Origin of the sequence: Acidipropionibacterium jensenii (assembly GCF_005890135.1) — a bacterium.
Classification (GTDB): domain Bacteria; phylum Actinomycetota; class Actinomycetes; order Propionibacteriales; family Propionibacteriaceae; genus Acidipropionibacterium; species Acidipropionibacterium jensenii.
Genome location: NZ_CP040635.1, coordinates 1307217 through 1320133 on the forward strand (window position 1 = coordinate 1307217; position 12917 = coordinate 1320133).

The window sequence follows — 12917 nt, forward strand, 5'->3', positions numbered from 1 at the left end:
TCCAGATCACTGCGAAGGAGAAGCTTATGCGCAGATGCTGTGAGAAGTGGTCCTGACTGGGCCGAACTCACGATTATGTGCAGTCTGCGCAGCACGGGCGAGTGATCAGCGCGCCGCGACCACGTCCGGTTCCCCGCGCTCCACCGATCCGACATCGGCGAGCCGATGGGTGTGTCCGTTGACCACCGCGAAGCGCATCCCGGTGGGCGAGATCCACAGATACACGCCCTGTGCGGGCTGCTCGAGCCGCCATCTTCCCGCCGTCTTCGCCCGGTGCTCCCGCCGCGAGACGGGCCCGAGATTGGAGATCCTGGTCTGACCGGGTGGGGCCGGGGAGTCGGGTCGGGAGAATCGGTAGGGGACGGTGTGGTCCAGATCGCAGGACCAGGATCGTCGCGACGAGTAGGGGAAGATCGAGGTCTGCTCGCGCAACTGGAGCTGCATCCTGGTCCCGGTGGGAATCCGGTAGCCGTCGGTCGCCGGATCGGCACCCTGGTCGATGACCGGGATGACGCGGACCCGGTGATGGCCCAGCAGACGGGCCACATCGGCCAGCAGTACCGGGCCGACATCGCCACCGCGGCAGTCCACCTGGGCCACCCCGGTCGACCATCGCGCGGGATCCAGATCGGCGGCGTCGAGATGGACGACGACATCGGCCAGCGGAAGCGGCGGCGACGGGTTGGCCGGTTCCGAGGAGGAGGGCAGGTAGGGGGTGGCCAGCAGTTCCAGGGCCTGGGCCCGCAGGAGGGGCAGCTCCTCGGTGGCGCCCTCGTCGATCATCTGGTCGGTGAGGCGCTGGATGCTGTTCTGGAGACACAGCGCGGCACCGGTGTCCATCCGTGCGGTGAGCCAGGAGGTGGAGTCGCCGTTGTGACGGATGTGGACGAACCGTTCCTGCCTGGCCCGGCGCGCCTTGCGGGCGGCCAGAGCGGTGTCGGCGGCCACCACCAGACGCGGCAGTCGCCTGGAGATGCTCGACCAGCCGACGGTCCCCCACAGCCGGGCCAGGGTGGCGTCGATTCTCCCGGCCGCCTCGGCGGACAGTTCGGTGCAGGCACGGACGACCTTGCGGGCCTGCCACACCTCGAGGGTGAGCTCCTGGACGGCGGCCCACATCATGGGGTGGCGGCCCCTCAGGTTGACGGCGTCGTGGACCATCATGCTGGCCATCGGATCGTAGATTCCCAGAGTGGCGGCCACCTCCAGGGCCACGAACTCCCCGACCACCCCGGCTCCCTCGGACCCGGCCGCAACCGTCCGCTCGGAGGCGGGGTCGGGGGTGGGGTGGTCGGAGGAGGAGGCGGCGATCTGGGTGGAGGAGGAGTCGCGGTCCACCGGCAGGGGCTCGGGACTCGGCCACAGATCGACGATCTGGAGCACCGCTCTGATCGTCTCCACCTCACCGCGACGGCGGGCGGCATCGGCATCGGCCAGTCGCACTCTGGCCTGCCTGATCAACCCTCCGGTGTCCTCCATGTACCAATTCAAGCAGGGAGGTCTGACAGTTTTCGCAAGCCCGATCCGGGCGGTGCTGGCCGAGTCTCCAAGCCCTGCCGAACCACCGGTCCTCCCGATCACACGACCCTCCCGACCCGGACCTCCCCCGAACCATCAGGACGCCGCCCACTCACCGACCGGGTTCCTCCCGCACCGAGAAGTGCACCTCCGGACGTCCCCTGGTCGCCGCCCTGGTCCCGAGCCGATGGGTCGAGTGACTGGGAAGGCTGGGCTCGATGATGGTCCCGTCGGCCCTCTCCAGCCCCGCGATGTCGCTCATCGTCGGCGCCTCGGAGAGTCGGGAGTAGGGCTCCAGATCGATCCTCACCGGCCCCGCCGGAGTCACCTCCACCTTCTTCCCGCGCACCTGCAGGACGGCTCCGGACCCTTCCTCGAGGGTGAGCTCGAGGGCATCGGGCGCCAGCTCCACCAGCACCCGCGAGCCGGCCAGGGTGAGCCGGAACCGCAATCCCTCCCACTCCTCGGGAAGCCGAGGGTCCAGATCGGGAATCCCGGCGTCGTCGCGCATCCCCCCGAAGCCGTACACCAGGGCGCTCCACACCCCGCCGGCCGAGGCGATGTGGATTCCGTCCTCGGTGTTGTCGTGCAGATCGGCCAGGTCGATGTACAGCAGATTCCGGAAATGGCTCACCGCCTTGGCGACATGCCCGACGTCGGCGGCCACGATCGCCTGGGCCACCGCCGACAGGCTCGAGTCCCCGGTGGTGAGCGGCTCGTAGTAGTTGAAGTCGCGCAGCCTCTCCTCGGCGGAGAACTCGTCGGAGTGCAGGAACTGCGCCATCACGACGTCGGTCTGCTTGATCACCTGGTAGCGGTAGATCACCAGCGGATGGAAGTGCAGCAGCAGAGGACGATCGGAGGCCGGGGTGTTCGGAAGGTCCCACACCTCCTTGGAGAGGAACTGGTCGTCCTGGGGATGGACCCGCAGAGTCTGGTCGTAGGCGATGTACATCCGCTCCGCGGCCTCCTCCCAGGCCTCCACCTCCCCGGGCCGCAGACCCACTCGGTCGACCATCCGGGAGTAGGCCTCGCGGTGGTCGCGCTGGATCCGGCGCACCGTGCGGGCGGCGTCCCAGAGGTTCCCGCGCGCCATGATGTTGGTGTACAGGTTGTCGTTGACGACGGTGGTGTACTCGTCGGGGCCGGTGACGCCGTGGATGTGGAAGCAGCGCTGCCCCTCCAGCCGGAAGAACCCCAGATCCAGCCACATCCGGGCGGTCTCCACCAGCAGGTCGATGCCGGTGCGGGTGAGGAAGTCCCAGTCCCCCGAGGTGCGGACGTAGAGCATCAGGGCGTAGGCGATGTCGGCGTCGATGTGGAACTGGGCGGTGCCCTGGGCGTAGTTCGCCGACGCCTCCAGCCCGCTGATGGTGCGCCAGGGGAACAGCGCCCCGGCCATGTTGATCTCCCGGGCCCGGTTCCGGGCCGCCGGCAGCATCGTCCAGCGGAACCGCAGCGCCGCCCTCGAGACCTCCGGGGTCGTGTAGGAGTAGAAGGGCAGGACGTAGACCTCGCCGTCCCAGAAGTAGTGGCCGGAGTAGCCGGTGCCGGTGAGCCCCTTCGCCGGGATGCCGTGGCCCTGGCAGCGGGCGGCGGCCTGGGCGAGATGGAAGAGGTTGAACCGGATCGCCTGCTGGAGGTCCGGACGCCCCAGCACCTCGACATCGCTGCGACGCCAGAACCCGTCCATCCACTCCCGCTGCTCGGAGAACAGGTCCGCGACGTCGCTCGTCCTCCCGCCGCCTGTCCTCCCGTCGGCAGCACCCCGGGGGCGGACGCCGACCGCGACGGCCTCGTCCAGGCTGCGCCGGCACCGCTGGATCAACTCGCCGGGCTCCGAGGAGCGCGAGGAGTGGTAGGCGACGTACTTCACCAGTCGCACCGTCTTCCCGATGGCCGCCAGCATCCGGAACTCGCGGGTGACGACGTCGGCCCCGTGCTCCTCGTGCTCGGTCACCTCGCCGTGCGCATCGATCTGGTGGTCGACGCCGATCCCGAGGGTCATCCCCGACGCCGCCACCCGGTAACCCAGGTAGTGGCGCGAACCGTCCCGACGGGACTCGGCGCACTGCAGGACGTGGCCGCCGACCCCGTCGGTCTTGCGCGGGTCGGCGATCACCGCCGCTGAGTCCTCCAGACCAGAGCTCTCCAGCCCGGACCTCTCCAGATCGGGTGCCTCCGGGTCGGCGTCCAACCGGTTGACCACCGAGCTCACCACGGTCAGCGGAACATCGCCGTCCAGCGGAGTGATCTCCAGTTCCATCACCGCCAGATGGCGGCGGGTGAAGGAGGCCATCCGGCGGGAGACGACGTGCACCCGCACCCCGGCCGGGGTGCGCCAGACCAGGTCGCGCTCCAGGGTCCCCGAGCGCAGGTCCAGCACCCGCTGGTAGCTCACCAGATCGGCCACCGGCAGGTGCAGGGGCTCGGCGTCGGCGTAGATCCGCATCACCGTCGGATCCGGTACCGGCAGCATCGTCTGTCCGACCCGCGCGTACCCGTAGGCCTCCTCGGCGTGATGGATCGGGAAGGTCTCGTGGAAGCCGTTGATGAAGGTACCGGGGGAGACGGCGTCATGGCCCTCCTCCGAGGTGCCCCGGATGCCGAGATACCCGTTGCCGACCGCGAAAAGGGTCTCGGCGGTCGCCGGTCGGGAGGGCAGCGCCGTCTCGCGCAGCGCCCACGGGTCCAGGGGGTGGCGGACGCGGTCCATCGGGGGATCGGGAACGGGATGACTCATCGGCACTCCTTCGTGCTTCGTCGATGGGAGGACGCGTCTGGATAAGATCCACTATGGCATCGGTGATCCAGCTCGTGGTCGGTCTGGCCGCGCTGGTCGGCGGTGCGGAGCTGGTGGTGCGCAATGGTGCGGCGCTGGCCGCCCGACTCGGCGTGCCGCCGATGGTCATCGGTCTGACCATCGTCTCGATCGGCACCAGCGCCCCGGAACTGGCCGTCGGGATCGACGCCATGAGGGCCAATGCCGGGTCTCTGGCGATCGGCAACATCGCCGGCACCAATGTCGTCAACCTGCTGCTCATCCTGGGCCTGTGCGCCCTGCTGCGGCCGGTCCACTTCGACCGGCGCACCCTGCTGTTGGATCTGCCCAGCGTGGTGATCGTCGCGGTCCTGGTGCTGGGCCTGACGGCGGGAGGCCAGTTGGCGACCTGGACCGGGATCCCGCTGGTGACGCTGGCCGTGGTCTACACGGTGGCCCTGGGGCTGTGGTCGAAGCGCAGCCGTGACCCGCGACCCGTCGAGGAGATCGAGGAGCTCATCGACGGGGTCGGGGGCCACGGCGCGGGGCGGCGGACCTGGCTGTACCTGGTCCTGCTGGTGGTGGGGATCGCCGTCATCGTGGTGGGGGCCGACTGGCTGGTGGGTGCCGCGGAGTCGCTGGCCCGGGCGATGGGGGTCTCCGACGCCTTCATCGGGCTCACCGTGATCGCCATCGGCACCTCGACCCCCGAGCTGTTCACCGCGATCATCTCCACCTTCCGCGGGGAGCGCGACATCGCGATCGGCAATCTCATCGGGTCGAGCACCTACAACCTCACCCTGATCCTGGGGGTGCCGGTCCTGGTGTCGGGCGGTTCGGGCCCGATCGACCCCAGCCTGCTGAGGATCGACCTTCCCCTGATGGTGGCGGTCTGCCTGCTGTGCATCCCGCTGTTCCTCACCGGGCGGCGGCTGTCCAAACTTGAGGGAGGGGTGATGGTGGCCTGCTACCTGGCCTACTTCACCGCCCTGGTTCTCACTCAGGGATGACCGGCGCTGAGCTGAACCTGTGGTGAACCGGCCCGACGCCGTGCCACTGTTGAGCAATGGGACGAGACACCAGCTCCGTGACCTACACGCACGCCGAGCGCACCCGCTACCGGATCACCATGCGCGAGAACCTCGAGACCTTCGCGCGATACCTCCCCAAGGCCGAGTTCGCCCCCGCGGGGTCGATCGGCATGGAGATGGAGATGAACCTCATCGACGCCGACGGGCGTCCGGTCCGCCGCGCCACCGACACCCTGGCGGCGATCGGCTCGCAGGACTTCACCACCGAGCTCGGCGCCCACAACCTCGAGCTCAACCTGCCGGCCTTCCCGGTCAAGGGCGACAACCTCGACCGGGTCGAGCAGGCACTGCGCGCCCGGCTCGCCCTGGCCCAGGAGAGGGCCGGGCAGATCGGCGTCCGGCTGCTGCCGATCGGGATCCTGCCGACCCTCACCGCCGAGGACCTGCGCCACCCCCACTGGCGCAACCCGGAGAACCGCTACCAGGCCCTCGATCACGCGATCCTGGAGGCTCGCGGGGAGGACATCACCATCCAGATCCAGGGGGACGACGAGACCGATCTGGTCTTCTCCTCGATCGCCCCGGAGTCGGCCTGCACCTCGGTGCAGCTCCATCTCCAGGTGACCCCCTCCAACTTCGCACCCACCTGGAATGCCGCCCAGGCGATCGCCGGACCGCAGGTGGCGCTGTCGGCCAACTCGCCGTTCTTCCTGGGCAACGCCGGCTGGGCGGAGTCGCGGATCCCGGTCTTCAGTCAGGCCGCCGACACCCGGCCCCCGGAGTTCATCACCCAGGGGGTGCGCCCCCGGGTGTGGTTCGGGGAGCGCTGGATCAACACCGTCTTCGACCTGTGGGAGGAGAACGTCCGCTACTTCCCGGCGATCCTGCCGGAGTCGCGGCAGGCCGCCGGAACCTCCCTGCTCACCGAGGGGGCCGCTCCCCGGCTCCACGAGCTCGTCCTGCACAACGGCACGGTGTGGCGCTGGAACCGTCCTATCTACGACGCCGGTGGCGGCGGCAGGCCGAACCTGCGGGTGGAGAACCGGGTGCTGGCCGCCGGTCCGACGATCGCCGACCAGATGGCCGACGCCGCCTTCTTCTACGGGCTGGTGAGCAGGCTGGCCCGTCAGGTCCGGCCGATCTGGTCGCGGATGCCCTTCGCCGACGCCGAGGCGAACTTCACTGCCTGCGCCCAGCACGGCCTGGACGCCGAGGTGAGGTGGCCCGGGCTCGGCCGGGTCCCGGTCGCTGAGCTGCTCGCCGACGTCCTCATCCCGCTGGCCGCCACCGGTCTGGAGATGCTCGAGGTCGACCCGGGGCTCATCAGCCACTACATGTCGGTGGTCCGGGAGAGGGCCATCAGCGGCCACAACGGCGCCGCCTGGCAGCGTCATGTAGTCTCCCAGCTGGAGAGCGGCGGACTGTCGCGGGCCGAGGCACTGGTCCGGATGACCTGCCTGTACCGGGACAAGCAGCACATCGGAGAGCCGGTCCACACCTGGTCGGTAAGCTGATCGTCGCCGCCACCTCGATCACTCGGGGGCGCCGAAATCAGGCCAGCAGGTCTGCTCCCTCGCGATGCACTCCCTCGGGCAGCGGGCCGGTGTAGCCGGCCGGGATGTGGGCGCAGGAGGGGTCGGAGGCCAAGTAGTCGCCGGTCATCGCGTAGGCGGTGGAGCGTGAACCCCCGCAGAAGTGGTTGAACTCGCAGACCCCGCACTTACCGCTGAACCCCGACGGGTTGCGCAGCGCCTTCATCACCGGGGAGTCGCGGTAGATCTCGGCGAACGGGCGCTCCTTGACCGATCCGCAGTGGACCGGAAGGAAACCGGAGGGGTAGACGTCGCCGACATGGTCGATGAAGACGAACCCGGACCCCGAGTTGATCGCCAGCGGGGTGCGCGGGGGACGCGGCCGGTCGATGTGGGCGCCGAGCAGGGAGGTGGTCTCGCGGGTCAGCCAGCGGTACAGCTCGCCGTGCTGGACGGGCTCGGCCTCGCCGCGCTCGACGGCGGCCCGCTGGAAGGCGATCCGGCGGTACTGCGGTGCCTCGGTGGTCTTGATTGCGATCCGGGTGGAGTTGTCGTGCAGCCAGTACAGGACGTCCTCGCGCTCGTAGGGGGAGAGCATGTCGAGGTGGGCGCCGCGGCCGGTCGGCACCAGCATGAATGTGTAGAACATGAAGGCGCCCAGGTCGATGGCGTTCTTCATCATCTGTGGGGCGTCAAGGATGTTCTTCTTGGTGAAGACGGTGTTGAGCTGGAACCTCATGCCCATCTCGTTGAGCATGTGGCAGGCCTCGACGGTGCGGTCGAAGGTGCCCGGGATGCCGCGGAAGGCGTCATGGCTGGCGGCGGTCCCGCCGTCCAGGGACATCGACAGCATCGAGACCCCGGCGTCCTGGAGCCCCTGGATCCGCTCCCGGGTGAACAGCGGGGTCACCGAGGGGGAGACCGAGACGTGCAGCCCCTTGGAGACGCCGTAGGCGGCCAGTTCGTTGAGGTCCTCGCGCTCGAAGCAGTCGCCTCCCGAGAGGACCAGCATCGGGTAGGGCTTCTGGTAGCCGGCCAGCTGGTCCATCAGATCCTTGCCCTGGGCGGTGGTGAGCTGGCCGGGGGCGGCGTGGTGCTGGGCGTCGGCCCGGCAGTGCTTGCACACCAGGGCGCAGGCCCGGGTCACCTCCCAGATGACGATGAAGGGCTTCTGACTGAGATCGTGCTTGATCTCGCGGACCAGCGGGTGACCGCCGGGATGTCCGGGGTGGTGAACTCCGGGATGTCCGGGATGCGTCGTGGTGGTCACGTGGTTCCTCCTCGTCCGGAAGGGCTGGCACCAGGATCGGCGGGAGGCCCCTCCCACAATCACCCCACGGTACGAGATGGCTCCCGACCAGCGGAGACCGGGGGTCCGATGGTGGGTCTCCACCGCCGGATCGGGCCCCTCTTGTCAACTTCCTACCGAACCGTAGGTTCGGCTTGTGCAGGTCCGTCGGGAGTGCTCAGAATGGTAGAGCTCACGTACTCATGCCCTCCGGAGGTGTCCATGACTGGGACCCAGGCCGAAATCGACCCCAACCCGGTGGCTCGGCTCGACCATGCGCCCGAGGCGCGACCTGATCCATCGATGGTTCAGATCCTCTCCCCGCAGGGAGTCTGGCACGACCACCCCGACTACCCGATCCAGCTGTCGGCCGATCAGCTGCGCCAGGCCCTCGAGAGACTGGTGATCGCCCGTCGGCTGGACCTGGAGGGGACCAATCTCCAGCGCCACGGCGAGCTGTCCCTGTGGCCGCCGCTGCGCGGCCAGGAGGCCACCCAGGCCGGCGCGATCCTGGCGGTCGGCCCGCACGACCAGGTCTTCCCCTCCTACCGCGAACAGGCCCTGGCCCACTGGATGGGGGTCACCCTGCCCGAGATCCTCGCCACCTGGCGGGGGTCGGCGATCTGCCCCTGGGACACCGTCGCCACCCGGTGCAGCGCCTACCCGGTGATGATCGGTTCCAACCCGCTGCACGCCGTCGGCTACGCGATGGGGATCCAGCGCGACGGGATGGTCGGTCGTTCTGTCTCCAGCGACGACCCGGCAACCTGCGATGACCCGGCGTCCTGCGAGGATGCCGCGGTGATGCTCTTCCACGGCGACGGGGCGATGAGCGAGGGGGACGCCAACGAGTCCTATGTCTTCGCCGCCGCCAATCACGCGCCGATCGTGTTCTGCTGCGTCAACAACCAGTACGCCATCTCCGAGCCCACCACCCTGATCGCCCGCGGGCCGCTGTTCCGCCGGGTGGCCGGATTCGGGATCCGCGCGGTCCAGGTCGACGGCAACGACGTCGTCGCGATGGCCGCCGTGCTGCGCGACGCGATGCGCCGGGCCCGGGCCGGGGAGGGACCGAGCTTCATCGAGGCCTGGACCTACCGGATGGGGGCGCACACCACCACCGACGACCCGACCCGCTACCGGAGCCGGGAGGAGGAGGCCCACTGGGCCACCCTGGACCCGATCTCCCGGTTGCAGACCCACCTGCTGGACGCCGGTCTCATCGACCAGGACTGGTTGACCGACCTGGACCGTCGGGCCGATGACTTCGGCGCCGAGGTGCGCGGGGCGATCGCCAAGATCCCCGAGCCCGATCTGGTCACCGAACTGGGCAGGGTCTACGTCGACCCCACCCCCGAGAATCTGAGACAGCAGAAGGAGCTCGCCGACTGGCTGGCCCTCGGCGAGGAGGAGGTGGTCGACCGATGAGCATCCTCACACTGGCCAAGGGACTCAACACCGGTCTTCACGACGCCCTGGAGGCCGACCCGAAGGTCGTCCTGATGGGGGAGGACATCGGCCGTCTGGGTGGCGTCTTCCGGATCACCGACGGCCTGCAGGCCGAGTTCGGCCCGCAACGGGTGGTCGACTCCCCGCTCGCCGAGTCGGGCATCGTCGGGACCGCGATAGGACTGGCGATGCGCGGCTACCGGCCCTGCGTCGAGATCCAGTTCGACGGCTTCCACGCCCCGGCCTTCGACCAGATCGTCTCCCAGCTGGCCCGCTACCACGCCCGGGTGTGCGGCGCCTGGTCCCTCCCGGTGACCATCCGGATCCCGTTCGGCGGCGGGGTCGGCTCCCCGGAGCACCACTCCGAGTCCCCCGAGGCTTTCTACGCGGGAGTTCCGGGGCTCAAGGTGGTCACCTGCTCCAGCCCCGACGACGCCTACTGGCTGGTGCGCCAGGCGATCGCCTCCCCCGATCCGGTGATCCTCTTCGAGCCCAAGCGGCGCTACTACGCGCGTGGCCCGGTCTCCGAGGTCGCCACTCTCGGGATGGGCCAGGCTCGGGTCACCCGGCCCGGCACCGATGTCACCGTGCTGGCCTACGGGCCGATGGTGCAGACCTGTGTGGAGGCCGCCGATGCCGCCGCCGAGGAGGGCACCTCCCTGGAGGTCATCGACCTGCGCTCCCTGTCGCCGATCGACATGGAGACCATCGAGGAGTCGGTGCGCAGGACCACCCGCTGCATCGTGGTCCACGAGGCTCCCCTGACCGGAGGTCTGGGCGGCCCGATCGCCGCCCGGCTCGCCGAGGACCTGTACTACGTGATGGAGGCCCCGGTGCTGCGGGTGACAGGGTGGGACACCCCCTACCCGCCCAGCCGCGTCGAGTCCGACCACATTCCCGATGTCGATCGCATTCTGGACGCCGTCGACCGCTCACTGGCGTTCTGACCGAGGAGTAGATGTGAAGAACTACCGCATGCCCGATCCCGGCGAGGGACTCACCGAGGCCGAACTCGTCTCCTGGCGGGTGGCCGAGGGGGACACCGTCGCCATCAACGACGTCCTGTGCGAGGTCGAGACCGCCAAGTCGATCGTCGAACTGCCCAGCCCGTTCGCCGGGGTGGTCGCCCGGATGCTGGTCTCCGAGGGGGACACCGTCGCCGTCGGCGCCCCGCTGGTCTCCATCGACCAGGGGGACGGGCCCGCCGAGGAGCCCGAACTGCTGGTCGGCCACATTCCCGACGAGGAGGGGGGACGACGTCGTCGCCGCCGCTCCGCGGAGAGCCGGTCGAACCCGGCCCCCGAGCCCGCTGCAGAACCTGCTGCGGCTGCCGCACCGGCTGCCCCTTCTCCTGAGCCCGCCGCTGCGCCGGTTGCCGAGCCTCCCCGGGTCGACCGCAGCGAGGGACCGGACCATGTCCTGGCCAAGCCCCCGGCCCGCAGACTCGCCAAGGATCTCGACATCGACCTGGCCGATGTCACCGGAACCGGACCGGACGGCGTCATCACCCGCACCGACGTCAAGCAGGCCGCCGATGCGCGCAGCACCGGCGGGTCGGCCGGCTCCGCCCGCACCGACGTCAAGCGCGCCCCGGCCGGCCAGCAGTCGCTGTCCCCGGCCCAGCGCCGACTGCTGGACGGCGACGCCACCAATGCCGAGGGGACCGAGCACCGGGTGCGGATCCAGGGGGTGCGCAAGGTCACCGCGGTGGCCATGAAGGACTCCATCGACACCAAGGCGCTGGTCACCAGCTTCATCACCGCCGACGTCTCGGCCACCATGGACCTGGTCGCCAAGCTGCGCGCCGACCGCGCCTTCAAGGGACTGCGGGTCTCCCCGTTGACCGTCTGGTGCAAGGCGGCCTGCCTGGCGATGACCCGCACCCCGGTGATCAACGCCCGGTGGGACGACGACTCCGGTGAGATCGTCTACAACCGCGACATCAACCTGGGTATCGCCGCCGCCACCCCGCGCGGGCTGATGGTCCCGGTGCTGCGGGGGGCCCAGGACATGAACCTCCTGGAGATCGCCTCCGAGCTCACCCGGATCGTCGCGATCGCCAAGCAGGACCGGTTGCAGCCCTCCGACTACTCCGGCGGCACCTTCTCGATCTCCAATGTCGGGGTCTTCGGTCTGGACGCCGGCACTCCGGTGGTCAACCGCACCGAGTCCGCGCTGCTGGTGCTCGGTGCGATCAGCCGTCGTCCGTGGGTGGTCGGCAGCGGCGCACAGGAGCAGATCGTGCCCCGCTGGGTGACCACCATGAGCCTGGGCTTCGACCACCGTCTGGTGGACGGCGAGCAGGGCTCGACCTTCCTGCACGACGTCGCGGAGATCCTGTCGGATCCCACCACGTCGCTGATGTACTGACCTGCTGATGTACTGATCGGCCGCTCGCTCACTCCTGAGGGGTGTCGTCCCCCTTGGCGAAGCGGTCGCGCAGGTCGCGGGTGTACTCGCTGGTGCGGATCAGCGCGATGATGTACTCCAGCTGGAGCCGGGACAGGGCGATGGCCAGCAGGGCCGGGATCCATCCCAGCACCAGGGCGGCCACCCCGACCGGGGTGGAGCCGGTGGAGAACGCGCCGATGATCATCCCCAGGTACCACACCACCGCGGCGGCGATGATGAGGATGTAGACCACCTTGACGATGGTCGGGGTGACGAACCGGGTGAAGGTGAGATCGAAGAGATTCGCCAGGAATCCGGGCATCTTCGGCCCCGCGGGCTGGTTCATCGGGGGCTGGTTCATCCCTGCCGGCGAGTAGCCGCCGGCAGGAGGCTCACCACCCCACCCGCCCTGGGGGTACTGGCCGGCGGGGGGATACTGCCCGGCCGCGGGCTGTCCCTGGTACTGCTGGCCGCCCGGGTAGGACTGGGAGGGCTGCGCCGGGTACTGCTGGCCCGGGTACTGGGGAGCCGAGGGCTGGCTGGCGCTGGCCGGATATCCCTGCGGCTGGGGGGCCGAGGGCTGATTCGAGGGTGACCACTGACCCGGTTGCGGCTGTGGGGCGCCGTAGCCCACGCCCAGGGCGGTGGTCTGGTCGGTCTGCCAGGAGGGCTGCTGGTCCGTGGAGGGACTGCTCTCGGGAGCAGGCTGGTCGCTCTGATGGGACTCGGTGGGCTCCCAGTCGGTCCGCGGGTGGATGGCGGTCTGGTCCACCGCGTTGTCGTCGTCGCCCTGTGACTGCCCGTCATCGGGGGCCGGACTGGAGTCCTGGCCCCCCGAGGTCGGGTCGCTGTCCCACGGATTGCGCTTCCACTGGTCGTCGGTCATGACCGCCATCTTGCCGTTCCCGAGGCCAGAGCCAAGACGATTCGCTCATCTCGGCGTGGTG

General features: G+C 69.5%; 9 protein-coding genes. 5 read left to right on the top strand and 4 right to left on the bottom strand.

Features of this window, described 5'->3' with window-relative positions; all coding sequences use genetic code 11:
- Nucleotides 1-105: 105 nt before the first annotated feature.
- The gene (locus FEZ32_RS05695; protein ID WP_138680170.1) at nucleotides 106-1479 is read right to left on the bottom strand and encodes a DUF222 domain-containing protein; all 1374 of its coding nucleotides are present in this window, start codon (nucleotides 1477-1479) and stop codon (nucleotides 106-108) included.
- Between the two features lie 151 nt (nucleotides 1480-1630).
- Nucleotides 1631-4261: a glycoside hydrolase family 65 protein gene (locus tag FEZ32_RS05700; protein ID WP_138680171.1), complete on the bottom strand. Its 2631-nt coding sequence runs from the start codon at nucleotides 4259-4261 to the stop codon at nucleotides 1631-1633.
- A 53-nt stretch (nucleotides 4262-4314) separates the two neighbouring features.
- Between FEZ32_RS05700 and FEZ32_RS05705 the strand changes: the two genes are divergently transcribed.
- Nucleotides 4315-5289 carry a calcium/sodium antiporter gene (locus FEZ32_RS05705; protein WP_138680172.1) on the top strand — a complete coding sequence of 325 codons (975 nt, stop codon included), beginning with the start codon at nucleotides 4315-4317 and terminating at the stop codon, nucleotides 5287-5289.
- A 56-nt stretch (nucleotides 5290-5345) separates the two neighbouring features.
- Complete coding sequence (locus FEZ32_RS05710; RefSeq protein WP_138680173.1) at nucleotides 5346-6824, top strand: glutamate-cysteine ligase family protein; 1479 nt, start codon at nucleotides 5346-5348, stop codon at nucleotides 6822-6824.
- Nucleotides 6825-6861: 37 nt separating this feature from the next.
- Here the strand turns inward: FEZ32_RS05710 and FEZ32_RS05715 are convergent, their stop codons facing one another.
- Nucleotides 6862-8112, bottom strand: a complete 1251-nt coding sequence (locus tag FEZ32_RS05715) for a TIGR04053 family radical SAM/SPASM domain-containing protein (RefSeq protein WP_138680174.1) — start codon at nucleotides 8110-8112, stop codon at nucleotides 6862-6864.
- 321 nt (nucleotides 8113-8433) lie between these two features.
- On the opposite strand from FEZ32_RS05715, the gene FEZ32_RS05720 reads away from it, so the two are divergent.
- Genes FEZ32_RS05720 through FEZ32_RS05730 form a run of 3 tightly spaced genes read left to right on the top strand, consistent with a single transcriptional unit; the run spans nucleotide 8434 to nucleotide 11949 of the window.
- Complete coding sequence (locus tag FEZ32_RS05720) at nucleotides 8434-9558, top strand: thiamine pyrophosphate-dependent enzyme (RefSeq protein WP_138680869.1); 1125 nt, start codon at nucleotides 8434-8436, stop codon at nucleotides 9556-9558.
- Entirely contained in the window at nucleotides 9555-10526 is a 972-nt protein-coding gene (locus FEZ32_RS05725; protein WP_138680175.1) for an alpha-ketoacid dehydrogenase subunit beta, read from the top strand. Before FEZ32_RS05720 ends, FEZ32_RS05725 begins: the two co-directional genes overlap by 4 nt.
- A gap of 28 nt (nucleotides 10527-10554) precedes the next feature.
- Nucleotides 10555-11949, top strand: a complete 1395-nt coding sequence (locus FEZ32_RS05730; protein WP_175415811.1) for a dihydrolipoamide acetyltransferase family protein — start codon at nucleotides 10555-10557, stop codon at nucleotides 11947-11949.
- A 28-nt stretch (nucleotides 11950-11977) separates the two neighbouring features.
- On the opposite strand, the gene FEZ32_RS05735 is transcribed toward FEZ32_RS05730, so the two are convergent.
- Complete coding sequence (locus tag FEZ32_RS05735; protein WP_138680177.1) at nucleotides 11978-12856, bottom strand: DUF4282 domain-containing protein; 879 nt, start codon at nucleotides 12854-12856, stop codon at nucleotides 11978-11980.
- Nucleotides 12857-12917: the final 61 nt, after the last annotated feature.